This window comes from Catenulispora sp. GP43 (genome assembly GCF_041260665.1).
In the GTDB taxonomy this organism is placed as follows: domain Bacteria; phylum Actinomycetota; class Actinomycetes; order Streptomycetales; family Catenulisporaceae; genus Catenulispora.
Genome location: NZ_JBGCCT010000002.1, coordinates 488,461 through 511,271, shown reverse-complemented (window position 1 = coordinate 511,271; position 22,811 = coordinate 488,461). Strand labels below are relative to the sequence as shown.

Below are 22,811 nucleotides of genomic sequence, written 5' to 3'. Positions count from 1 at the left end.
GGAAGTCTGGATCTCATACGGGAAGGCTGAATCTCATACGGGAAGTCTGGATCTCACCCGGGCCTCACCACTTTCCTCCATAGCGATCACCGCTTAGCGTGGTGATCGCTATGGAGGAGACGATACGGGTACTCACTTACAACGTGCGGTCCTTACGAGACGACCGCGCAGCCCTCGCACGCGTCGTGCGCTCATGCGCTCCCGACGTTGTGTGCGTCCAGGAGTCGCCGCGTTTCTTCGGCTGGCGGCGTGCTGCCCGGACGATGGCGGCGTCGTTCGGCCTGAAGGTGGTGGCCGGCGGCGCCGATGCGTCCGGCAACCTCCTGCTGGCCGGGCCGAACGTCACGGTGGAAGACACCGAGGTGCTCTACCTGGAGCACCGCAGGGGCTACCACCTGCGGGGCCTGGCGCTCGCCGCGCTCAAGATCGGCGGCGGCCGGTTCACCGTCGCCGGGACCCACCTGAGCATGAACCTGGAACAGCGCGTCTACCAGGCCGGAGAGGTCCTGGGACATCTCGAGGGGTTCGCGGAGCGCAACCAGACCAAGCCGCTGATCCTGGCCGGGGACTTCAACAGCCACCCCGGCAGCGTCGAATGGAACATCATCACCGACCGCTTGGCCGACGCGTGGATGCTCGCGCCTTTCGGGGCGGAGTTCACCTCCACGGGCAAGAACCCGTATCAGCGGCTTGACGCGGTGTTCGTCTCCAGGGACATCCAGGTGGAGCGCGCGGGGGTGCCCACGGACCTGGTCAGCCCCGCCGACACCGCGCTGGCCACCGACCACCTGCCGGTGCTGGCGGTGCTGCGGATCTGATCAGACCACCGCGCCGTTGTCCGGATCGTCGTACTCGTCGCGGTCCGGCTTCATCCGCATCACCAGGGTGATGATGCCGCCGAACACGCCGATGACCGCCAGCCAGCCCAGGTACTCCGGCGTCTGCCATTGCAGCAGCGTGTGCAGCACCAGGAAGCCGACGCCGCCGAGTAGCATCGTCCAGGACGCCAGGGTGGCGGCGGCGACCTGCGGCAGCGGCGGGTCGGGCTGCTCGTAGTGCTCGACGTGGTCCAGCGGGTCCGCGGTGGTCTCGTCGGTCGGCTCCAGGATCTCCGAGGGCCACTCCGGGCGCGGGTCCAGAACCGGGTAGCGGACGATCTTGCGCGGGCTGGGGCCGGGGCCCGGGCGGTTCGGCTGCGGGTCCGGGGCCGACTCGCCGTGGAAGGCGGCGACCAGCTTGTCGAACTCCACCCGCTCGCGGGCGATGCGCTCTTCCTCGGTCTCGGGGTGGCCGGCGTGCTCGCCCGGCTCCTGCTGGGCCGGCTCGGGCGCTCCGGACTGTGCTGACGGCTCGGGCGCGTCCCCGGCCGGGTCGGCGGCGAGGTCTGCGGCAAGGTCTGCGGCAAGGTCTGCGGCAAGGTCCCCGGCGAGGTCGGAGGCCGCCCCCGCGGCGGCCGCCACCTCCTCGGCGGGCCCGTCGGCCGGCTCCATGACCGGCTCCATGGACTCGACGGGTTCCTCGGGCAGGCCGGGACCCGGCTGTTCGCTGGCGGTGCTCACATCAATTCCCCAACCCGGCGACCCGCCGGACGAATTCCACGCTTCCGGCAAAGATCTGCTCGGCGTCGTGGTCCAGGGTGGCCACGTGCGAGCTCTTCTCCAGCACCTGCTCGGTCACGTCCGTGGAGGAGATGCGGGACAGGATCACGGCGCTGTTCGACGGGTGCACGACCGGGTCCGCGGTGGACCGGAACAGCAGGGTCGGCTGCGTGACCTTCGGCAGGTCGGCCGCCACGGTGCGCCAGCCGCCGGCGAAGGAGTCCAGGGCCTTGAGCGGCACCCGGTCGTAAGCCAGTTCGCTGACGCCCTGCTTGTTGATCGCGTTGCCGATGCCGGCGACGCTGGGCACCAGGTGCTTGAGCACCGGCACCGCCTTCAGGACCGCCTTGTCCGGCTTCACCGAGGCGTTGACCAGCACGATCCCGGCCACCTCGGCCCCGTGCCGCTCGGCCAGGCGCAGGGTGAGGGTGCCGCCCATCGACAGGCCCATCACGAACACCTGCTCGTAGCCGGCCCGCAGCTCGTGGAAGGCCCGGTCCACCTCGGCGTACCAGTCGTCCCAGGTGGTGACCTGCATGTCGCGCCAGTGGGTGCCGTGGCCGGGCAGTCGGGGCAGACGCACCCCGAAACCGGCCTGGACCAGGTGATCGGCCCACGGTCGCAGGGACTGCGGGGAGCCGGTGAAGCCGTGGCACAGCAGCACGCCTACGCGCGGGCCGGCGGGCTCGGAATCGTGCGAGAAGGGTTCGGCACCGGGGAGCACGGGCGCGGTCATGGTCACCATCGTTCCACGGCGGACGGGGGGAGTACAGCGACGCCGCACGCAGTAGTGTTCGCTTCGGAAAACCGAAGAAGACCCCGCGCGTTGCCGGTATGGAGTCACTGTACGCGCATACCGCCCTACGGAGAGGCAGACGGTTGTTCTACGGCTTGCTCAAGGTGATCTTCCTGGGGCCGCTTCTCCGGGTGCTCTTCCGGCCGTGGGCCAAGGGCCTGGAGAACATCCCGGCCGAGGGTCCGGTGATCCTGGCCAGCAACCACCTGTCCTTCTCCGACTCCTTCTTCATGCCGCTGATGGTCCCGCGGCCGGTGTACTTCCTGGCCAAGAGCGACTACTTCACCGGCAAGGGCTTCAAGGGGCGGCTGACCGCGGCCTTCTTCCGCGGCGTGCGCTCGGTGCCGATCGACCGCTCCAGCGGCAAGGCCGCCGACCCGGCGCTGCGGACCGCGCTGCGCATCCTGTCCGAGGGCAAGGCCCTGGGCCTGTACCCGGAGGGGACCCGCTCGCCCGACGGCCGCCTGTACAAGGGCCGCACCGGCATCGCGCGCATCGCGCTGGAGTCCGGCATCCCGGTCGTGCCCTGCGCGATGGTCGGCACCTACGAGATCCAGCCCACCGGCCAGGTGATGCCGAAGATCAAGCGGGTCGGCGTCCGGTTCGGCGAGCCGCTGGACTTCTCCCGCTACCGCGAGGTCCCCGGCGCCGTGGACGACCGCTACATCCTGCGGTCCATCACCGACGAGATCATGTACGCGCTCATGGACCTGTCCGGCCAGGAGTACGTCGACATGTACGCCACCGACGCCAAGAAGATCCTGACCGCCGAGAAGGCCGCCGAGCGTGCCGAGCAGCGGGCCGAGGCGAAGAAGGCCGCCGCCGAGGAGCGCCGCGCCGCGATCGAGGAGCAGCGGCAGCAGGAGGCCGACGAGGACGCCCGGCGGCAATGAGCGGGCCGGGGGAGCCGTCGGCCGCGGCGCTGCCGTCGCCGGTCGTCCAGGGGGCCGTGGAGGCTGCCGGTCCCGTCGTCGAGACTGCCGGTGCGGCAGTGGGCGCGTTCGCCGATACCGCCGAGTCGGCCGTGGTACCGGCCGCGCGGAACACCCGGTCGGCCCGGCACGCGGCCTCGGCGCCCGATCAGCGCTCGGCCGTCGACATCGCCCTGTGGCGCGCGCTCGGCTTCTTCCGCTCCCTGGCCCTGCTCTACGCCATAGCCCGCTTCGCAGCCGCCTACAACCACTACGCGCGCATCGGCCCGGCGATCGCGATCCTGTTCACCATGGCCGTGTGGACCGCCTGGACCGGCATCGTCTACCACCGCACCACCACGCCCCGGCGCGCGCTGCTGTCCTTCCTCGCGGCCGACCTCGCCGTCGGCGCCGCCTCGGTGCTGAGCACCGACCTGGTCGACACCCAGGCGCGGATCCAGGCCGGCGCCCTGACCCTGCCCACCATCTGGTCCTCGGCCCCGGTGATCGCCGCGGCCATCGCGCTGGGCTGGCGCGGCGGCGTGGGGGCGGCGGTCCTGATGGGCGGCGCGGACCTGCTGGAGCGCGGCGCGCTGAGCGCGGACTCGATCCACAACATCGTGCTGATGGTGCTGACCGGCGCGGCCATCGGCTACGTCACCGAGCTCGGCCGCGCCGCCGAGCTCACCCTGGTGCGGGCCCAGCGTCTGGAGGCCGCCACCCGCGAGCGCCAGCGCCTGGCCCGCGACATCCACGACGGCGTGCTGCAGGTGCTGGCCCTGGTCCAGCGGCGCGGCGCGGAGATCGGCGGCGCGGGCCGGGACCTGGGCCGGATGGCCGGGGAGCAGGAGCTGGCGCTGCGCGCGCTGGTGAACAGCTGGCACGAGGTCGAGCAGGAGGCCGGGGCCGACGGCGCCGACCCCGTCGATCCCGTCGACCTGGACCTGTGCGCCCTGCTCGGGCGGCTGACCGGGCCGCGGGTGACGCTCGCCGGGCCCGGGGCGCCGGTGCCGCTGCCCAGCCCGGTGGCGCGCGAGGTGGCCGCGGCGGCCGCGGCCGCGCTGGACAACGTCCGCGCGCACGGCGGCCCCGGCGCCGACGGCCTCGGGGCCCGCGCCTGGATCCTGGTCGAGGACGAGGGCGACGGCGTCATCGTGACCGTCCGGGACGACGGCCCCGGGATCCCCGAGGGCCGCCTGGAGGAGGCGCGCCGGGCCGGCCGCCTTGGCGTCGCGCACTCCATCCAGGGCCGGCTGGCGGACGTCGGAGGCACCGTCGAGGTGGTCTCCATCCCCGGTCAGGGCACCGAGGTCGAGATGCGCGTGCCCCGCGCGCCGGTCCCGCGCGGCGCCGCCCCGTCGGTGTCGGCCCTGCGTAAGGCCCTGCGGTGAGCCGGGGAAGGATGGTGCGATGAGTGGGCAGCCCTCGGTAGGGTCGGGCAGCGTGAACACTCAGGTCAGGGTCATGGTCGCCGACGATCACCCGATGTGGCGCGACGCGGTGGCCCGCGACCTCGCCGAGGCCGGGTACGACGTGGTGGCCACGGCGGGGGACGGCGAGGAGGCGGTGCGGCGCGGGACGGCCGCGCGCCCGCAGGTCGTGGTGCTGGACATGCAGATGCCCCGGCTGTCCGGCGCCGAGGTCACGGCCCGCCTGGTCGCCGCCGACCCGGACGTCAAGGTGCTGGTCCTCTCGGCCTCCGGCGAGCAGCAGGACGTGCTCCAGGCCGTGAAGGCCGGCGCGATCGGCTACCTGGTGAAGTCCGCCAGCCGCGAGGAACTGCTGGCGGCCGTGGAGCGCATCGCGGTCGGCGACCCGGTGTTCACCCCCGGCCTGGCCGGGCTGGTGCTCGGCGAGTTCCGCAAGCTGGCGATCACGCCGCCGGGCTCCGGCGCCGGGGCCGGCGCGGACGCCCCGCGCCTCACCGACCGCGAGACCGAGGTCCTGCGGCTGGTGGCCAAGGGACTGTCCTACAAGCAGATCGCCGACCGTCTGGTGCTCTCGCACCGGACTGTGCAGAACCACGTTCAGAACACGCTCAACAAGCTCCAACTGCACAACCGTGTCGAGTTGGTGCGTTACGCCATCGCCCAAGGGCTCGACGAGGACGACTGATGACCGAAACCACCCTGACCACCGGCGGTCGCGACCAGGAGCTCTCCGAGGCTCTGAACGCCGGCCTGGACGAGTACAACTTCGCCGCGACCGGCACCACCAAGGCCGACCAGGACGTCTTCTCGGTGAAGGTGACCGACGACGCCGGCGCGATCGTCGGCGGCCTGACCGCCTGGACGTGGGCCGGGCTGTGCGGGATCAGCATGCTGTGGGTGCGCGGGGACTCCCGCAAGGACGGCTGGGGCTCGAAGATCCTGCGGGCCGCCGAGGACGAGGCCCGCCGGCGCGGCTGCGACCGGGTCGCGGTGTCCTCGTTCACGTTCCAGGCCCCGGAGTTCTACCAGCGGCACGGCTACGTCGAGACCGGCCGCACGCTCGGCATCCCCGGCGGCCACGAGGACGTCCACATGTTCAAGCGGCTCGACTGACCGCTGCCTCCTGCGGTCCCTCCCGCCTCCCTCCCGCCTCCCCCTCGCCTGGCGGTCATCGGACGCGGCGGGCGGGCCGCTCCGGTAGGTTCCGGCCCATGGGTGATTTCGACTTCTTCGGCGTCCTGCGCGCCGAGCTGGACACATTCGGTGAGCTGCTGGTCGGCCTGACCAAGGAGGACCTCGGCCGCCAGGTGCCCTCCTGCGCGCCGTGGACCCTCTACGAGCTGGTCGACCACCTCGGCAACGGCAACCTGTGGGTCACCACGGCGGTCCAGGAGGGCCACGGCCGCAACGACCAGGAGCGCACCGCGCCGCACGACCCGGCGTCCCTGCACACCTGGTACCTGAGCACGGTCGACCAGATCACCACCGCGCTGTGCGGCGACGCCGAGGACGAGGCCTGGACCTTCAGCGCCCTGATGCCGCGGACCGTCGGCTTCTGGCAGCGCCGGCGGGCGCACGAGACGCGGATGCACCGCTGGGACGCGCAGGACGTCCTCGGCACGGCCGAGCCGTTCGAGCCGGCCTTCGCCGCCGACGCGGTCACCGAGGTGTTCGAGCTGTTCGCGCCGCGCATGATCCAGCGCGGTCTGGCCGCCGAGCCCGTGACCGCGCTGCGGCTGACCGCGACGGACGTCGGCCGCTCCTGGGACCACGGGCCCGGCGAGCCGGCGTCCGAGGTCGCCGGAACGGCCTCGGACCTGGCGCTGATGCTGTGGGGCCGGATCGGGACGGACGCCGCGGGGCTGGCCTGGAGCGGCGACCGGGAGGCGGGGGAGCGGGTGGTCAAGGCGCCGCTGGTGCCCTGACCGGCCCCGGCCGCAGCGTCCCGACCGTCACGCCATGAACTTCACCGAGGGGAACTCCGGCGAAGGCCCGTCCAGCAGCCTGCTGGGCCGGTTCCGCAGGTGCAGGTCGAAGAACGCCCGCGGGTAGGCCTGCTGGATCCGGACCCCCTCGTTCGGGTCCATGGTGCCGACGAAGCCCTGGACCTGGGCCTGGCTCAGCCCGAGGATCCCGGCCGCGGGCAGGATCAGGCCCTCGCTGTCGGTGAAGGAGATGTGCTCGGCGCCTTCGAGCTCGCAATAGCGGCGCCAGCCCAACAGGTGCGTCCAGAACTCCTGGGCGTCGGGGTCGGACTCCCTGGTGAAGACCGCGCTCATCATCATGAAGGGCTTGTGCAGGTCGGTCGTGATGGTGGGCTCCATCGGGCCGTCGAAGGCCAGGCCGGCGCGGACCCGGTCGTCGGCGATGGTCTCCAGGGTGGCCGCGGTGCCGCCCTTGGACCAGCCGAAGACGCCGACCCGGTCCAGGTCCAGGCTGCCGGCCAGGCCCTCGGGCAGCGGCTGCCGGTCCACGTCGGGGTTGTGGCCGGCGGCTATGTCCTGGACGGTGTCCAGCAGGAACCGCAGGTCGGCCGCGAAGTCGCTCGGCGATTCGGGGACTCTCACGGTTTGCTCGGGGGACAGGACCGGGCCGCCGGGGAACTGCGTGAAGGAGTCGTAGGTGTGGTCCACGGTGGCCACCACGTAGCCGTGGCTGACGAGTTCCTGCACCACCGTCGTGGTGTCGGAGCGGTGGTCGTGGGCGCCGTGGGAGAAGAGGATGACGGGCCTGGGCCGCCCGCGCCGCGCCGGGGCGCCGAGGTGGCCGGCGGTGTCCGGGACCGGCAGGCTGGTCGGGTCGAATCCGACGTCCGCCAGCCAGGCCTGGAACGTGCCGGGCGTCATCCAGGGCGCGGTCGGGAAGCGCTCGGTGTCGCGCGCCGGGTACCAGATGCTGGCCATCAGCGGGTAGGGCCGGCTCGGGGTCAGCGGGTCGGGGCGGGATACGTCGACCAGGTGCAGGTTGACGGTGCCGACCCGGTGCGGGCCGGTGGGCGGCGGGATGATCAGGTGCGCGGGGGCCGCCGGGGTCTTCGTGGCGGCGCTGCCCGCGCCGGTGGTGGCGCCCGTGGCGTCCGTGGCGGCCGAGGCCCGGCCGGCCAGGCTCAACGGGATCGCGGTTCCGGCGGCCAGGGTGGCACCCAGCAGCGTGCGGCGGGACGGTCGGGCGCGGCCGGTGAACGGTGTGGTCGTCATGTTCGAACCCTGTCACGCTGCGGCAAGGCCGCACATCGGCCCGTGGGTGTAAGCCCCTGGGCGACAATCCCCGCCCGACATGGCCCGGGGGCGAAGATCACCAGATGTGACCGGCGTGTCTCGGCAGGTGATCAACGGCTTCTCGTTACCGTCTCGTAGCGGTTACGGTGGCGGTGATCGTACGGTGACCCAGATCACATCGTGAACATCAGGGAGTGTGGCCATGCGCATCGGAGTGCTGACCGGCGGCGGCGACTGCCCGGGCCTGAACGCGGTGATCCGCGCCGCGGTCCGCAAGGGCGTGCAGTATTACGGCTTCGAGTTCGTGGGATTCCGGGACGGCTGGAAGGGCCCCCTGGAGCGGATGACCAAGCCGTTGGACGTCGAGGCGGTGCGCGGCATCCTGCCCCGCGGCGGCACCATCCTCGGATCCTCGCGCACCAACCCGCTGAAGGTGGACGGCGGCGTCGAGCGGATCAAGGAGAACCTGGCAGCCGAGGGCGTGGACGCCCTGATCGCCATCGGCGGCGAGGACACCCTGGGCGTGGCGACCGTGCTCGGCGACGACCACGGCGTCCACGTGGTGGGCGTACCGAAGACCATTGACAATGACCTGAACGCCACCGACTACACCTTCGGCTTCGACACCGCGGTCCACGTCGCGACCGAGGCCATCGACCGTTTGCACACCACCGCCGAGTCGCACTCGCGGGCGCTGATCGTGGAGGTGATGGGCCGCCACGCCGGCTGGATCGCCCTGCACTCGGGGCTGGCCGGCGGCGCCAACGTGATCCTGATCCCGGAGGTCACCTTCGACATCGAGGAGGTCTGCGGCTGGATCGAGTCCCGCTTCGCCCGCGGCTACGCCCCGATCGTGGTGGTCGCCGAGGGCGCGACCCCCAAGGACGGCCAGATGGAGCTGGCCTCCGGCGAACTGGACGCCTTCGGCCACGTCCGCCTCGGCGGCATCGGCGAGCGCCTGGCCGCCGAGATCGAGCGCCGCACGAAGAAGGAGGCCCGCACCACCGTCCTGGGCCACACCCAGCGCGGCGGCACCCCCTCGCCCTTCGACCGCTGGCTCGCCACCCGCTTCGGCCTGCACGCCATCGACGCGGTCCACGACGGCGACTTCGGGAAGATGGTCGCGCTGCGCGGCACGGACATCATCCGGGTGCCGCTGAAGGACGCGACGGCGACGCTGAAGACGGTGCCGATGTCCCTGTACGACGAGGCGAAGGTGTTCTTCGGCTAAACCGCGTGGCATCTGGCGCTTTCGCCCCCTCCCCACTAGCGTCCTCATTCCGGACCGGCGGGAGGGGGCGTTTGTGACTCGGCGCGCGAAAATGGCCGCGGTGCGGTGGACCCCGCCGCCGAACCCGCACCAGGTCCGCCGGCGCGGCGACACCCCGACGCTGACGGGGTTGAGACGCATCCCGTTGCCGGGCGCCGGGCCGGAGCACATCGCGGTCGACGCCTCCGGCACGCTGTTCACCGGACTCGCCGACGGTCGCATCCTGCGTGTCACGCCCGACGGCCAGACCCAGGCCGTCGCCGACACCGGCGGACGTCCGCTCGGGCTGGAGCTGCTCGGCGAGGACGCGCTGGTCGTGTGCGACGCCTACCGCGGGCTGCTGGAGGTGCGGCGTTCCGACGGGACGGTGAAGGTGCTCGCCGCGGAGGTCGCGGGGGAGCCCCTGATCTTCTGCAGCAACGCGGCCGTCGCCGCCGACGGGAGCATCTACTTCACCCAGTCCTCGCGGCACTTCAACATCGACCAGTACCGGGGCGACCTGTTCGAGCATTCCACGACCGGCCGCCTGTTCCGTTACCGCGACGGCGTCGTGGACTTGGTCGCCGACGGCTTCGCGTTCGCCAACGGCATCGTGCTGATCGAGGACGGCGCGGCGGCCGTCGTCGCCGAGACCGGCGGCTACTGCTTGACCCGGGTCGAGCTCGAAGGCCCCGACGCCGGCCGCACCGCACCCTTCGGAGCCCCGCTGCCCGGCTTCCCCGACAACCTCACCCGCGACGCCGAAGGCCTGATCTGGGTCGCCATGGTCTCGCCCCGCGACCCGGCCCTGGACTGGCTCCTGCCCAGGCACCCGCGGCTGCGCTCGCTGGTGTGGGCCACGCCCGAGCGGCTGCAGCCGGGGGAGAAGGACCTGGCGTGGGCGATCGCGGTCGGTCCGGACGGCGCGAAGGCGCGGGAAGTGCGCGGGTGGGGGGTCGGATACAAGGCGGTCACCGCGGTGCGGCGGAGCGGGGAGACGCTGTACATGGGCAGTCTCACGGAGGCTGCCATCGCCGTCATCGAACTCGGCGATGCCGCGTGAAGAACATGTGATCGCCCCACCGGCGCCAGGGCTCCCACCCCGCGTCCGTCCTAACGTCACGGACGTGGACAGTGACCAACGGCTCCGCCGCATCCGCCTCTGGCTCGCGCTCTTCATCACCGGACTGGTCCTCAGCGGCGTCACCGCCTTCCCGCTGGAGACCGAGACCCGCTGGCTCAGCGGCTGGCTCCACCACTCGCCGGCGCCGGCCGGCCTCACCAGCTGGATCGACCGCACCCACCAGGCTTTGCGCGAGACCAACGCCAAGTACCCCTTCCTCGCCTACGGCACCGACTGGCTCGCCTTCGGGCACCTCACCATCGCCGTGGCCTTCTACGGGCCCTGGCGTGATCCGGTGCGCAACAAGTGGGTGATCCAGTTCGGGATGATCGCCTGCGCCGGGGTTTTCCCGTTGGCGCTGGTGTGCGGGCCGATCCGGGGCATCCCGTTCTGGTGGTCGGTGATCGACATGTCGTTCGGGGTGGTCGGGGTGCTGCCGCTGATCCCGGTGTGGCGGCACATCAAGGTCCTGGAGTCCGAGTCCGAGGCCGAGTCCGAGGCCGAGTCCGAGGCCGAGGCCGCGGTGGGACCTGCGCATACTCCTCCCGGAGTAGTCGGCGGCACGCCACAGCCTCCGCTGGACGGATACCCGCGGCCCGCGATGTGATCTAGCGTTCAACCATGACCGAACAGCCGCCGCCGCCCTCGCGCCCCTGGCTGATGTGGTTGTGGATGGAACGGTCGACGGTCGCGCTGCCTTTGATCGTCTTGGTGTTCGACCTGCTCGGGACCTGGGGCGCGTACGGCCACTGGCATGGGACGGGCAGCGGCGTCCACCAGTACGGCGTCCGTCCGCTGGACTGGTTCGCCTGGGTCCTGGTGATCGCCGGGCCGGTCGCGCTGCACCACCGGCGGCGCTTTCCGCGCACGGCGCTCGCCGTCTGTCTGGGCGCGACCCTGCTCTACCTCCTGATGGGCTACGCCTACGGCCCGATCTTCCTGAACGCGTTGCTGGCTGTGATCGTCATCGGCGGCACGGGGTACCGGCGCGAGGTGTGGACCGGGTCGGTCCTGTTCGCCATCGGGATGATCTTCGTGCCCACCCACGGCGCACCGGGCCAGCTGCGCAGCAGCCCCACCGAGATCCTGTTCACCGCCGGCTGGCTGTTGGCGCTGCTGATGCTGGCCGAGCTGTTCCGGGTCCTGCGCCAGCGCGCGCTGGAATCGCAAAGGGCCCGCGAGCAGGAGGCCAAGGCCCGTGAGCAGGAGTCGCGGCGGCAGGCGAGCGAGGAACGGCTGGAGATCGCCCGTGAGCTGCACGACGTCCTCGCGCACTCGATCTCGCTGATAGCGGTGCAGGCCAACGTGGCGCTGGAGGTCATGGACCGCCGCCCCGAGCAGGCCCGGATCGCGCTGTCGGCGATCAAGGACGCCAGCCGCTCGGCGCTGGGGGAGGTGCGCTCGGTGCTGACCGTGCTGCGCGGCGACCGGGCCGCGCCCCGGGACCCGGCCCCGGACCTGGGACGGCTGGCGCACCTGGTGGAGCTGGCCGAGGCCGCCGGGCTCAAGGTGGCGCTCAGCGTGGTCGGCGACCCCGAGCGGGTCCCGCTGGCGGTCAGCCAGGCCGGGTACCGGATCGTGCAGGAGTCGCTGACGAACGTGGTCCGGCATTCCGGCGCCGTGCACGTGACCATCCTGGTGGAGGCGGCCGACGGCCTGCACCTGCGCGTCGCCGACGACGGCCGGGGCTGCCCGCTCGGCGAGACCGCGACCGGCGGCAACGGCCTGCCCGGCATGCGCGAGCGGGCCGGCGCCTTCGGCGGCACGCTCACCGCCGGTCCCCAACCCGGCGGCGGCTTCCGGGTCGACGCGCACATCCCCTACGCCGACACCGGATCCCCCCTCGCAGAGGAGCGACGATGATCAGGGTCCTGCTCGCCGACGACCAGGCGCTGGTGCGCGCCGGCTTTCGCGCGCTGCTGGAGGTGCAGGACGGCATCGAGGTGGCCGGCGAGGCCACCGACGGCGCCCAGGCCCACCGCATGGCCGCCGAGCTGGCCCCGGACGTGATCCTGATGGACATCCGCATGCCCGGCACCGACGGCCTGGAGGCCACCCGCCTGATCACCGCCGACGAGAAGCTCTCCGGCGTCCGCATCCTCATCCTGACCACCTTCGAGCTGGACGAGTACGTCTTCGAGGCGATCCGCGCCGGCGCCAGCGGCTTCCTGCTGAAGGACACCGAGCCCGCGGACCTGCTCCGCGGCCTGCGCGCGGTGGCCGCCGGCGAGGCCCTGCTGGCCCCCAGCGTCACCCGCCGCCTGATCGAGGAGTTCGCGGTCCGCAGCAAGCGCACCGGCCCGAACCCGGCCGCCGAGCAGATCAAGGCCCTGACCGAGCGCGAGCGGGAGGTCCTGGCCCTGGTCGCGGCCGGGCTGAGCAACGAGGAGATCGCTGACCGGCTGGTGCTGAGCCCGCTCACCGCCAAGACGCACGTCAGCCGTAGCATGGTCAAGCTCGGCGCGCGCGACCGGGCGCAGCTGGTGGTGCTGGCGTACGAGTCGGGGCTGGCGCGGCCGGGGTGGCTGGACTGAGTTTCTGGACTGCCGGGTCTGGACTGCCGGAGCTGGCTAGTCCGCCGCAGAACCGCCCTGGCCGACGAAGCCCAGGCGCCGGTTCATCGCGATCGCGGAAGCGTTGCGCGGGTGGTGGAAGGCCACGAGCCGCCGGCGGCCGGCGGCCCGCACGAACCGGATGGCCGGCACCTTCAACGCCAGCGACAGGCCCTGGCCCCGGTACGGCGCCAGCACGCCGGTCATCTCGCTGAACGCGACCTCCGGCGACCGCAGTGAGGTGGCCGACATCCCGATCCACGCCTCATCGCGGATGGCCAGCACGATGCCGGCGGGATCGAACGTGGGCACCTCGATCCGTTGTGCCAGGTACTCCTCGTAGCTGAAGAACTCGCCGCGCTCCGGGATGTCCGCTGAGCAGGTCTTGTTCAGCTCGTATACCGCGCGGCGGTGATCGGCGGTGTCGCCGAGGTCGGCCAGGGTGGCGAAGTCGATACCGGCCTCGCGGGCCCGCCGCGGATACCGCTCGAAGGCCGCGTCGTCGAATGCCTCGACGTCCAGTTCGAGGCGAACCCAGTCCACCATGGCCGGAGCATAACCGACCGGCCCACACGAACCCCCACAGCCCCGACTACCCCGCGAGCATCCTCCATCACAGCCGGTCAGCACTCCGCGGTCCCGCGGCTCGGACCTCCCGGTCCCACGCTCTGGACGCGTCCGCGGAGCCCGGCGAAGCTTCGCGTACCCTGGCTCAATGAGCGAAGTTGTCAGGAATCCGGCCGGGACCGGATCCGTCGAAGACACGTGGTCCGCGCTCCCCGCGGGCCAGCAGCCGGAGTGGCCGGACGCCGCCGAGCTGTCCGCCGTCGTCTCCGAGCTCCGCTCGTATCCGCCGCTGGTCTTCGCCGGGGAGGCCGACCAGCTCAAGGACCGGATCGCCGCGGTGGCCCGGGGCGAGGCCTTCCTGCTCACCGGCGGCGACTGCGCCGAGACGTTCGCCGGCGTCACCGCCGACGCGATCCGCGCCAAGCTCAAGACCCTGCTCCAGATGGCGGTCGTCCTCACCTACGCGGCCTCGCTGCCGGTGGTGAAGGTCGGGCGCATCGCCGGGCAGTACTCCAAGCCCCGCTCCAGCTCGACGGAGACCCGCGACGGCGTCACCCTTCCGGCGTACCGCGGCGACTCGGTCAACGGCTTCGACTTCACGCCCGAGGCCCGCACCCCGGACCCCAAGCGCCTGCTGCGCATGTACCAGGCCAGCGCCTCCACGCTGAACCTGGTGCGCGCGTTCACCACCGGCGGCTACGCCGACATGCGCCAGGTGCACGCCTGGAACCAGGACTTCGTGGCCGGTTCGCCCTCCGGGGAGCGCTACGAGGTGCTGGCCGGCGAGATCGACCGCGCCCTGCAGTTCATGCGGGCCTGCGGCACCGAACCCGAGGAGCTGCGCACCGTCGAGTTCTACGCCGCGCACGAGGGCCTGGTGCTTCCGTACGAGTCGGCGCTGACCCGCATCGACTCGCGCACCGGCAAGCCCTACGCCACCAGCGGCCACTACGTCTGGATCGGCGAGCGCACCCGGGACCTGGACGGCGCGCACGTGGAGTACTTCAGCCGGATCAGCAACCCGATCGGGATCAAGCTGGGCCCGAAGACCAGCCCGGACGACGCGCTGGCCTACCTGGACCGGCTGGACCCCGACCGCGAGCCGGGCCGGCTGTCCTTCATCGTGCGCATGGGCGCGGGGCAGGTGCGCGAGAAGCTGCCGGCGCTGGTGGAGAAGGTCCGCGGCGAGGGCCACCAGGTGGCCTGGATCTGCGACCCGATGCACGGCAACACCTTCGAGGCGCCCTCGGGCCACAAGACCCGCCGCTTCGACGACGTGCTCGACGAGGTCAAGGGCTTCTTCGAGGTGCACCACGGCCTCGGCTCGCACCCCGGCGGCATCCACGTCGAGCTCACCGGCGAGGACGTCACCGAGTGCGTCGGCGGCGGCGAGGAGATCGCCTTCGACGTCCTGCACACCCGCTACGAGACGCTGTGCGACCCCCGGCTGAACCGCAGCCAGTCGCTGGACCTGGCGTTCCTCGTCGCCGAGATGCTGCGCGCCCGCCGCTAGCGGCAGCACGCCCTTCATCGCTCCCGACCCGGCGCCACCGGGCCGGGAGCGATACGTTTCGCCCCATGGCGACCATTGACATCGAGTTCCCGATCGACCTGCGCAGCGACACCGTCACCAAGCCCTCCGCGCCGATGCGCGAGGCGATGGCCGCGGCGCCGGTGGGCGACGACCAGTACGGCGAGGACCCCACCGTCCGGCGGCTGGAGGAGGCCGTCGCGGCCCTTTTCGGCTTCCCGGAGGCGATGTTCGTCCCGACCGGCGTCATGGCCAACCACATCGGGATCCGCCTGCAGGTCGGCCCCGGCGAGGAGCTGATCTGCGACGCCGACGCGCACATCGTGGCGCACGAGAACGGCGGCCTGGCCGCGCACGCCGGGATCCAGACCCGCACCCTGCCCTCGGCGCGCGGGCTGCTGGACCCCGACGCCCTCGCCGGGATGATCCGCGTCGGCGACCGCTACACCGTTGGTACCCGCGCGGTGGAGGTGGAGAACACGCACAATCGCGGCGGCGGCGCCGTCTACCCGATCGAGACGCTGCGGCGCATCAGGGCCCTGACGGACGCCTCCGGACTCGGCCTGCACCTGGACGGCGCGCGCATCTGGAACGCCCACGCCGCCACCGGCGTGCCGCTGCCGGAGTACGGCGCGATCGCGCACACCATGTCGGTCTGCATGTCCAAGGGCCTGGGCGCCCCGGCCGGCTCGCTGCTGCTGTTGCCGTCCGGCCGCTCGGAGGAGGCCCGCTCGCTGCGCCGCCGCCTCGGTGGCTCGATGCGCCAGGTCGGCATCCTGGCCGCCGGCGCGCACTACGCCCTGGACCACAACCTGGACCGGCTTTCGCAGGACCACGAGAACGCCCGCCGCATCGCGACGGCGCTGCGCGTGGCCGGCGCCTCGGTGCGCGACCCGGAGACCAACATCGTCCTCGTCGACGCCGCCGACGCCCCGGCCGTGGCAAAGGGATGTTTCGCCAAGGGCGTGCGGATCTCCGCCTTCGGGCCGAAACTGCTGCGGATCGTGACTCATCTGGACGTGTCCGCTCAGGACTGTGACACCGCCGCCGACGTGGTTTCCTCCGTCTTGATGCAATCCCCTGAGAGGGGCTAGGGTCGGGCCCGGCTAAGCCGGTTGTCGCACGAGCGAGCAAGGTGGGGAGAAGCCCGATGGGCTGGATGAGCAAGCTGTTCGGTTCCGAGGAGGAGATCGGACCGGAGGAGGCGCACCGTCGCGCCGAGGCCGACAAGCAGGCCGAGGGGGCTGAGCATCCCGCCGCGGCGAAGAAGACCGCCACCGCCGCCAAGAAGGCGGCCCCGGCCGCGAAGGCCGGCGACAAGGACGACGTCAAGCCGGCCGCGAAGAAGGCCGTCCCCGCCCCCCGCGCGGCCGCCAAGGAAGAACCCCACCCCACCGGCTCGCCCACGCACCCGACGGTGTCCAAGGCGACCGGCAAGACGCTCGAGCACGACCAGCTGCTCACCGTCCACGTCCTGACCCACGTCCCCGAGCACTCCCCCCGCGAGGACGACCCGCACTACCACCTCTTCGAGCAGGCCAAGTCGCGCCTGAAGCGCCAGGGCATGTGGAAGTGCATCATCGACGACGACCTGTGCGACGGCGAGCCGGAACTGCACCACACCCACGTGGAGTTCTCGCAGATCAACCAGGTCGACGAGAAGAAGATCATGCAGGCCCTCGGTCTGCACTTCGACACCGACGAGGACTTCCAGAAGTGGGCGGAGTCCCCGGGCAACCTGGAAGTCCTGTGCGCCAACCACCACCGCGCGCACTACGGCATCCACGTCATCCCCGGCCCCCTGTGGGAAGCGCTGCGCTTCCACAAGACGGGGACGGGCCCGGCGGCCGAGTTCCTGTCGGCCGACGACGTGAAGGCCCGCGAGGACGCGTCGGGCGATGACGGCGACGACAAGAAGCCGGCGGCGAAGACGGCTGCGAAGAAGGCCGCGGCCAAGTAGGCGGCTGATCAGGGCTCTGATACAGCGGCGCCGCCTGACCGGATTCGGTCGGGCGGCGTTGTGTTTTCGGTGGCACGATGGTTGGGGCCGAATCGACGGCAGTTGCAGTTGCAGTTGCAGTAGCAGGGGACGGGGGGAGCATGGGGGGGCTGGTTTTCCTCATCGGGTGGGGCGTCCTGGTCTTGGGGCTGGGCACCGTGCTCGCGTTCAACGTCGGGGGCGCCGTCGACACGATGATGGAGCTCGTCGGCCAGACCAAGCTCGTGGCGAGCATGCCCGACGGGTTGGGTCCGTTCATGACGGCCGTCTTCCCCCGGCTGGTCGGCGGGTTCTTCATGGTGGCCGGTACCGTGGCCATCGGCTTGGGCATCGCGTTTCTGTAGCGCTCACCGGCAGAAAACCCGTCGCCCCCGCTGCGCGCCGTCTGCTACCACTTGGCGCTCATGACCACACCTCCCAAGCTCGGCACCAGCGCCCGCCTGGATTTCCACGGCCCCCTGTCCGCCGGCCGCGCCGGCCGTCTGGCCGCCGAGTTGGCCGCCCGCGCCCCGGCCACCGTCGTCGACTACGGGTCCGGCTGGGGCGAGTTCCTGTTGCGGGTGCTGGCCGCGGTGCCGGGGGCCCGGGGGACTGGCATCGACGTCCACGGGCCCGACATCGTCCGCGGGCGCGCGCTGGCCGCCGAGCGCGCTCTGTCCGGCCGGGCCGTGTTCGTCGAGGGCTCGGCCGCCGACCACGCCGAGCCGGCCGACCTCGTCCTCAGCCTGGGCGCGTATCAGGCCTTCGGCTCGATTCCCGAGGCCCTGAAAGCGCTGCGGGCCCGCGTGTGCTCCGGCGGCCGGCTGCTGTTCGGCTGCGAGGTCTGGGAGCGGACGCCCACCGATTCGCAGCTTGCTGCGATGTGGCCGGGGATGACCGTCGAGGAGTGCCTGTATCTGCCCGACGTCGTCGACGCGGCCGTCGCCGCCGGGTTCCGGCCGCTGCGGGTGGAGACCGCGACCCGCGGTGAGTGGGAGGAGTTCGAGTCCCGGTACGCTGCCGACGCCGAGGAGTGGCTGCTCGCCAACCCCGGCCATCCCGAGGCCGCCGATCTGCGGGCGAAACTCGACGAGCACCTCTCGATCTGGCTGCGCGGCACCCGCGACGTGTTCGGCTTCGGCTACCTGACGCTCGGTGTCCCGGCCTGAACCCTCATCAGGGTCCGATCAGGGCGACATCGGGGCAAGACCGGGGTCCGTCCCCGATCCGCGGACGACCCGGTCGCGGCGACAGTGGCAGGCATGACGAACAAGCGCTTCACCATCACCGGCGCCACCGCGGCCCTGGGCCTCGGCCTCGTGACCATCCTGGGCTGCTCTGCCGCCGCCGCGTCCGCCAAGCCCGCCGCGGCGCCGACCGCGGCCCACCTGACCGCGTACACGACCGACGACGGACCCACCGAGCAGGTCATCGTCACCGGCGCGGTCGGCGACTACGGCCAGGCCGTCAGCGTCAACCCCGACGGCTCGGTCAACCCCGAGCACAACAGCCAGTTGGAACTGCGCCTCCAGCACGGCACGTTCCGCCTGGACATCGCCGCGATCGACAAGGCCTTCGTCGCCGCGATGGCCCACCGGTTCCCGTCCGACCCGGCCACCTGCTCCGGCAGCATCGCCGTCACCCAGCACGTCCCGGTCGTGACCGGCTCGGGCACCGGCTCCTACCGGGGTGCCTCGGGCGGCTTCACCCTCACCATCACCCTCGACGAGGCCGACAAGCCCACCGCCGGCCAGCCCTGCGACGGCAGCCAGGCCTTCCTGAGCCAGACGATCGTCTCCACCGGCCCGGGGGACCTCCGGTTCTAGACCGCGCCGATGGTCACGCCAACCGCCGGTCGCTCGCCCACCGGGTGAGCTCCCGGCGGTTCGACAGTTGCAGTTTGCGCAGCACCGAGGACACGTGCGTCTCGACGGTCTTGACGGAGATGACTAACTCGCGCGCGACCTCCTTGTACGCGTAGCCCCGCGCGATGTAGCGCAGCACCTCCCGCTCGCGCGGCGTCAGCCGGTCCAGTTCCTCGTCGCGTGCGGCCGTCCCGCCGCCGGAGAACGCGTCGAGCACGAACCCGGCCAGCCGCGGCGAGAAGAAGGCGTCGCCCTCGGCCACCCGCCGCACCGCGTCGGCGAGCTCGGCCCCGCTGATGGACTTGGTGACGTATCCCCGCGCCCCGGCCCGGATGACCGCGATGACGTCCTCGGCCGCGTCCGACACGGACAGCGCGAGGAACCGGGTCTCCGGCAGCGCCGCCGCCGTCCGCGCGAGCACTTCGACCCCACCGCCGCCCGGCAGGTGCACGTCGAGCAGCACGACCCGCGGCCGGGTCGCCGCGACGACCTCCACGGCCCGCTCCGTGTCGCCCGCCTCGCCGACGATCTCGATCGCCGTCCCCGCGGCCTCGGCGGCCCGGCACAGCTCGGATCGCACGCCGGCCCGGAACATCTGGTGGTCGTCGACGAGGACCACGGTGATCGGCAGGGGATCAGTCATCTTCCATCTCCGAACGCAGCTCCGAACGGGACTCCGGGCGCGTCTCCGGTCGCATCTCAGGCCGCGCCTCGGCCCGCGCCTCCGACCGCATCTCCAGCCGTACCTCGGTCCCGGCACCGAGCGCCGTCCGCACCTCGCCATGCCCCCCGTGCCGGGCCATCCGCCCGACGATCGACTCCCTGATCCCCATCCGGTCCGCGCCGACCGCGCCGAGGTCGAACCCGGGCCCGCGGTCGCGGACGAACACCTCGATCCGCCGGCCCCCGGCCGCCTCGGCCTCGACCTCCGCGAACACCGAGATCGGTGCGCCGCCGGCGTATTTGGCCGCGTTGACCAGCGCCTCGCGGGCGGCCGCGACGCAGGCGGCCAGTCCGTCCCCGAGCTCGGTGTCGCCGACCGCGACCACGTCGATCCGCGCCCCGTGCCGGTCCTCCACCTCGGCCGCCGCCGACCGCAGCGCCGCGGCGAACGTCTCCGGCGCCTCCGCGTCCAGGGCCCGGCCCCTGCGGTCGTACAGCCAGGCCCGCAGCTCCCGTTCCTGGGCCCGCGCGAGCCCGGCGACCTCGCCGGGATCAGCACGCTGGATCAGGGTCAGCGTGTGCAGGACCGAGTCGTGCATGTGCGCCGCGACCTCGGCGAACTGCTGCGCGCGGACGCGTTCGGCACGCTCGGCGTCCAGATCCCGCAGTACCCGCAGCAGATACGGCAGGGCGATCAGCACCCCGCCGCAGAAGAGGATGAGCGCCGCGATGACCGCGCTGGTCTCCGCCGTCAGGGACGCTCCGTTGCTCAGCAGCCGCACCAGCGCGCCACCGATGACCAGGGCGCCGACCGCGGTACGGGCGTCGACCGGGCGGCGGTGCCGGTCCGAGGCGTCGAGCCAGGCCCCCCGCCGCTCGGCGGCCAGGTCGCGCAGCAGCAGCCCCATGCCGAGCAGCACCGCCGCCAGCGGTACCAGGGCCCGGATCTGGTCGGCGGGGCTGGGGCCGTCGAGCGCCGTCACCACCACGACGCCGACGGCCACCAGCAGCGGACCGACGGCGGCCGGGCGCGGGGAGGACGGTCGGACCATGCCAGCCATGGTCACACGCCGCTCGGTGACGGCGCATCAGGGTGCTGCCCGGGATGTTCCCGGGGGCGGTCTCAGGGATGCCCTCAGGGGCGTCCCGAACGGGGCAACGGTCCGGGCCGAACGGTCCGGGCCCGAAGACCGGGACTCAGGAGTCCGGCTGCTCCACCAGCTGCGCGATGTACAGCGGCTCCCCGAGCTGGCCGATCAGGTCCAGCTGGGTCTCCAGGTAGTCGATGTGGTGTTCCTCGTCGGCCAGGATCTCCTCGAAGAGGTTCGCCGACGTGACGTCCCCGCGCTCGCGCATCAGCTTGATCCCGTTGCGCAGCCGCTCGACCGCCGCGACCTCGACCTTCATGTCGGCCTGGAACATCTCGGTGACGCTGTGGCCGATCTCCAGCGGGAACAGTTTCTGGAAGTTGGGCAGCCCGTCCAGGAAGATGATGCGCTCGGCGAGCTTGTCCGCGTGCTTCATCTCGTCGATGGACTCGCTGCGGGTGTACTCGGCGAGCTTCTTCCAGCCGCGGTCTTCCTGCAGTTTGTAGTGCAGCCAGTACTGGTTGATCGCCGTCAGTTCGGCCGTGAGCTGCTCGTTGAGGAACGCGATGATGTCCTTGTCACCCTGCATGGCGTCCGATATTGCCAGAGCGGCCGACCCCGGGGGTAACGGTGTGTGCGCGGATTGCTCCGAACGGGGAGCCCCGGGGCACGCCGGATCAGGCCGGGGCGGCTCGGGAGCGTCCGGGATCAGCCCAGGGCGGGCACCGCGGCCGGGCAGTGCGGCGCGTGCTGGAAGACCGGGGTCGCCGGGCGTGCGGCGGGGACCGGGGCCGGAGCCGCCTCCGGCAGCCGCTCGGCCTCGGGCATGACGTCCGCCGGCGCCGAGTCGGCGACCCGCGCGGCGGCGAGCAGGCAGCTCAGCCGCTTCACGCACGTCCCGCACGCCGAACCCGCCCCGGTGGCCTTGCGGACCTGCTTGACGGACTTGGCACCGAGCGCGACGGCGGCGTCCACCTCGGCGGTGGTGACCGCGTGGCATATGCAGGCGTACAAGCGGGGCTCCGGCTGTCAGCGGGGTCGCCAGGGGCGATCAATGGGACTTAGGGGAGCCTAAGCTACCTATCGCCCGCGTGCCAAGTCCCCGCGGTACGTGCCGTGCACCACATCTGGGACGATGGTCTCCATGGGGCAGCCGGGATCAGGGGTGGACACAGACGCCGGGACGGCGCCGGCGGACGGCCGGCTCCCCCCGGGCCAGCGCATGCAGCGTGGCGAGTGGCCGGTGCTGCACTACGGCCCGGTGCCCCGCTTCAAGCCCGCGAGCTGGGACTTCCGGGTCACCGGGGCCACCGCCGACGGCGAGGAGGCGATCTGGTTCCACGAGGAGTTCGGCGCCCTGCCGACCGTCGAGGTGGTCGCCGACTTCCACTGCGTCACCAAGTTCACGATGCTGGACGCGTCCTGGCGCGGTGTCTCCGGCCGCACCATCCTGGACCTGGCGCCGCCGGCCCCGGATGCGACGCACGTCACCGTCTGGGCCGAGTACGGCTACAGCTCGAACCTGCGCCTGGAGGACCTGCTCCGGGAGGACGTCGTGTTCGCCACCCACCACGACGGCGCGCCGCTCACCCCCGAGCACGGCTTCCCGCTGCGGCTGATCCTGCCGCACCGGTACGCCTGGAAAGGGCCCAAGTGGGTCCGGGGCATCGAGTACCTCACCGAGGACCGCCGCGGGTTCTGGGAGGAGCGCGGGTACCACAACATCGGCGACCCGTGGCGGGAACAGCGGTACTCCTACCAGGAGGACCCCGGCGACGGGCCTCCGCTGTAGTCCCGTCCCGGCTGTAGTCCCGTCCGGCCGGCTCCTCAGCCCGTCCGGATCCGGCGCAGCACCGCCCGCCACAGCGTCCCGGGCCGGCCGAGCGCCGGCAGCCGCTGCCCGGGGGCGGGCGTGTCGCGTTGCTCACCCCGCGCCAGGGCGAACGCCCCGCCGTCCAGCTCGTATTCACCCAGGACACGGGGTCTGCGCTGTCGATCGCTCACCATCCCATTGAGGGATACATCCGGACATCGCGCCACCCGGCGCCGTCCGGACGCGGTTTGACGGCCGGTGATCGCTGCGGGATGCTGCACGCGGGACGGTCGGCAGGAATCCGGTGCGAATCCGGAGCGGTCCCGCCACTGTGATCAGGGAGTGCCTCCCGCTTGAGATGCCACTGGAACATCAGTGTTCTGGGAAGGCCGGGCAGGCGCGCGGATCTGAGAGTCAGGAGACTACGAC

At 72.1% G+C, this 22,811-nt stretch carries 27 protein-coding genes and 1 riboswitch; of the genes, 18 read left to right on the top strand and 9 right to left on the bottom strand.

Going from position 1 to position 22,811, the window contains the following annotated elements; genetic code table 11:
• Positions 1-110: 110 nt before the first annotated feature.
• Complete coding sequence (locus ABH926_RS06005) at positions 111-818, top strand: endonuclease/exonuclease/phosphatase family protein (protein WP_370364329.1); 708 nt, start codon at positions 111-113, stop codon at positions 816-818.
• Here ABH926_RS06005 and ABH926_RS06000 read toward each other — a convergent pair whose 3' ends face one another.
• Complete coding sequence (locus ABH926_RS06000; RefSeq protein WP_370364328.1) at positions 819-1,559, bottom strand: hypothetical protein; 741 nt, start codon at positions 1,557-1,559, stop codon at positions 819-821.
• Between the two features lies 1 nt (position 1,560).
• Positions 1,561-2,334 (bottom strand): alpha/beta hydrolase, encoded by a 774-nt coding sequence (locus ABH926_RS05995; protein ID WP_370364327.1) that lies wholly within the window; start codon positions 2,332-2,334, stop codon positions 1,561-1,563.
• A gap of 143 nt (positions 2,335-2,477) precedes the next feature.
• On the opposite strand from ABH926_RS05995, the gene ABH926_RS05990 reads away from it, so the two are divergent.
• From ABH926_RS05990 to ABH926_RS05970, 5 genes are all read left to right on the top strand, one after another.
• Positions 2,478-3,287, top strand: coding sequence for a lysophospholipid acyltransferase family protein (locus ABH926_RS05990; protein WP_370364326.1), 810 nt, complete (start codon positions 2,478-2,480; stop codon positions 3,285-3,287).
• Positions 3,284-4,696, top strand: coding sequence for a MacS family sensor histidine kinase (gene macS, locus ABH926_RS05985; protein ID WP_370364325.1), 1,413 nt, complete (start codon positions 3,284-3,286; stop codon positions 4,694-4,696). Before ABH926_RS05990 ends, macS begins: the two co-directional genes overlap by 4 nt.
• 73 nt (positions 4,697-4,769) lie before the next feature.
• Positions 4,770-5,420, top strand: a complete 651-nt coding sequence (locus ABH926_RS05980) for a response regulator (RefSeq protein ID WP_370364572.1) — start codon at positions 4,770-4,772, stop codon at positions 5,418-5,420.
• Entirely contained in the window at positions 5,420-5,848 is a 429-nt protein-coding gene (locus tag ABH926_RS05975) for a GNAT family N-acetyltransferase (protein WP_370364324.1), read from the top strand. Before ABH926_RS05980 ends, ABH926_RS05975 begins: the two co-directional genes overlap by 1 nt.
• A 98-nt stretch (positions 5,849-5,946) precedes the next feature.
• Positions 5,947-6,660, top strand: a complete 714-nt coding sequence (locus tag ABH926_RS05970) for a maleylpyruvate isomerase family mycothiol-dependent enzyme (protein WP_370364323.1) — start codon at positions 5,947-5,949, stop codon at positions 6,658-6,660.
• A gap of 27 nt (positions 6,661-6,687) precedes the next feature.
• Here ABH926_RS05970 and ABH926_RS05965 read toward each other — a convergent pair whose 3' ends face one another.
• Positions 6,688-7,932 (bottom strand): alpha/beta hydrolase family protein, encoded by a 1,245-nt coding sequence (locus tag ABH926_RS05965; protein ID WP_370364322.1) that lies wholly within the window; start codon positions 7,930-7,932, stop codon positions 6,688-6,690.
• A gap of 223 nt (positions 7,933-8,155) precedes the next feature.
• Here ABH926_RS05965 and ABH926_RS05960 point away from each other — a divergent pair, with 223 nt between their 5' ends.
• From ABH926_RS05960 to ABH926_RS05940, 5 genes are all read left to right on the top strand, one after another.
• Positions 8,156-9,184, top strand: coding sequence for a 6-phosphofructokinase (locus ABH926_RS05960; protein WP_370364321.1), 1,029 nt, complete (start codon positions 8,156-8,158; stop codon positions 9,182-9,184).
• A 100-nt stretch (positions 9,185-9,284) separates the two neighbouring features.
• On the top strand, positions 9,285-10,265 hold the full coding sequence (locus ABH926_RS05955) for an SMP-30/gluconolactonase/LRE family protein (RefSeq protein ID WP_370364320.1): 981 nt from the start codon (positions 9,285-9,287) through the stop codon (positions 10,263-10,265).
• 64 nt (positions 10,266-10,329) lie between these two features.
• Positions 10,330-10,932 carry a hypothetical protein gene (locus tag ABH926_RS05950; RefSeq protein ID WP_370364319.1) on the top strand — a complete coding sequence of 201 codons (603 nt, stop codon included), beginning with the start codon at positions 10,330-10,332 and terminating at the stop codon, positions 10,930-10,932.
• Between the two features lie 14 nt (positions 10,933-10,946).
• Positions 10,947-12,188, top strand: a complete 1,242-nt coding sequence (locus ABH926_RS05945) for a sensor histidine kinase (RefSeq protein ID WP_370364318.1) — start codon at positions 10,947-10,949, stop codon at positions 12,186-12,188.
• A complete protein-coding gene (locus ABH926_RS05940) occupies positions 12,185-12,859 on the top strand; it encodes a response regulator (RefSeq protein WP_370364317.1) in 675 nt (224 codons plus the stop codon). Before ABH926_RS05945 ends, ABH926_RS05940 begins: the two co-directional genes overlap by 4 nt.
• Positions 12,860-12,895: 36 nt before the next feature.
• Here the strand turns inward: ABH926_RS05940 and ABH926_RS05935 are convergent, their stop codons facing one another.
• Positions 12,896-13,423 carry a GNAT family N-acetyltransferase gene (locus ABH926_RS05935; RefSeq protein ID WP_370364316.1) on the bottom strand — a complete coding sequence of 176 codons (528 nt, stop codon included), beginning with the start codon at positions 13,421-13,423 and terminating at the stop codon, positions 12,896-12,898.
• Between the two features lie 169 nt (positions 13,424-13,592).
• On the opposite strand from ABH926_RS05935, the gene ABH926_RS05930 reads away from it, so the two are divergent.
• From ABH926_RS05930 to ABH926_RS05905, 6 genes are all read left to right on the top strand, one after another.
• Complete coding sequence (locus ABH926_RS05930) at positions 13,593-14,957, top strand: class II 3-deoxy-7-phosphoheptulonate synthase (RefSeq protein WP_370364315.1); 1,365 nt, start codon at positions 13,593-13,595, stop codon at positions 14,955-14,957.
• A gap of 65 nt (positions 14,958-15,022) precedes the next feature.
• Positions 15,023-16,069, top strand: coding sequence for a low specificity L-threonine aldolase (locus ABH926_RS05925; RefSeq protein ID WP_370364314.1), 1,047 nt, complete (start codon positions 15,023-15,025; stop codon positions 16,067-16,069).
• 65 nt (positions 16,070-16,134) lie between these two features.
• On the top strand, positions 16,135-16,935 hold the full coding sequence (locus ABH926_RS05920) for a hypothetical protein (RefSeq protein ID WP_370364313.1): 801 nt from the start codon (positions 16,135-16,137) through the stop codon (positions 16,933-16,935).
• A gap of 140 nt (positions 16,936-17,075) precedes the next feature.
• Entirely contained in the window at positions 17,076-17,318 is a 243-nt protein-coding gene (locus tag ABH926_RS05915; protein ID WP_370364312.1) for a hypothetical protein, read from the top strand.
• Between the two features lie 60 nt (positions 17,319-17,378).
• A complete protein-coding gene (locus tag ABH926_RS05910) occupies positions 17,379-18,122 on the top strand; it encodes a cyclopropane-fatty-acyl-phospholipid synthase family protein (protein ID WP_370364311.1) in 744 nt (247 codons plus the stop codon).
• Positions 18,123-18,215: 93 nt separating this feature from the next.
• Positions 18,216-18,779: a hypothetical protein gene (locus ABH926_RS05905; protein WP_370364310.1), complete on the top strand. Its 564-nt coding sequence runs from the start codon at positions 18,216-18,218 to the stop codon at positions 18,777-18,779.
• Between the two features lie 13 nt (positions 18,780-18,792).
• Here the strand turns inward: ABH926_RS05905 and ABH926_RS05900 are convergent, their stop codons facing one another.
• From ABH926_RS05900 to ABH926_RS05885, 4 genes are all read right to left on the bottom strand, one after another.
• Positions 18,793-19,461, bottom strand: coding sequence for a LuxR C-terminal-related transcriptional regulator (locus ABH926_RS05900; RefSeq protein WP_370364309.1), 669 nt, complete (start codon positions 19,459-19,461; stop codon positions 18,793-18,795).
• Positions 19,454-20,533 carry a sensor histidine kinase gene (locus tag ABH926_RS05895; protein ID WP_370364308.1) on the bottom strand — a complete coding sequence of 360 codons (1,080 nt, stop codon included), beginning with the start codon at positions 20,531-20,533 and terminating at the stop codon, positions 19,454-19,456. Before ABH926_RS05895 ends, ABH926_RS05900 begins: the two co-directional genes overlap by 8 nt.
• Positions 20,534-20,678: 145 nt before the next feature.
• Positions 20,679-21,158, bottom strand: coding sequence for a bacterioferritin (gene bfr, locus ABH926_RS05890; protein WP_370364307.1), 480 nt, complete (start codon positions 21,156-21,158; stop codon positions 20,679-20,681).
• Positions 21,159-21,277: 119 nt separating this feature from the next.
• The gene (locus tag ABH926_RS05885; protein WP_370364306.1) at positions 21,278-21,583 is read right to left on the bottom strand and encodes a bacterioferritin-associated ferredoxin; all 306 of its coding nucleotides are present in this window, start codon (positions 21,581-21,583) and stop codon (positions 21,278-21,280) included.
• Positions 21,584-21,713: 130 nt separating this feature from the next.
• Here ABH926_RS05885 and ABH926_RS05880 point away from each other — a divergent pair, with 130 nt between their 5' ends.
• Positions 21,714-22,361, top strand: coding sequence for a sulfite oxidase-like oxidoreductase (locus ABH926_RS05880; RefSeq protein WP_370364305.1), 648 nt, complete (start codon positions 21,714-21,716; stop codon positions 22,359-22,361).
• Positions 22,362-22,396: 35 nt separating this feature from the next.
• On the opposite strand, the gene ABH926_RS05875 is transcribed toward ABH926_RS05880, so the two are convergent.
• Positions 22,397-22,576 (bottom strand): hypothetical protein, encoded by a 180-nt coding sequence (locus ABH926_RS05875; protein ID WP_370364304.1) that lies wholly within the window; start codon positions 22,574-22,576, stop codon positions 22,397-22,399.
• A gap of 102 nt (positions 22,577-22,678) precedes the next feature.
• Positions 22,679-22,805, top strand: a riboswitch (cobalamin riboswitch).
• The last annotated feature ends 6 nt before the right edge of the window (positions 22,806-22,811 follow it).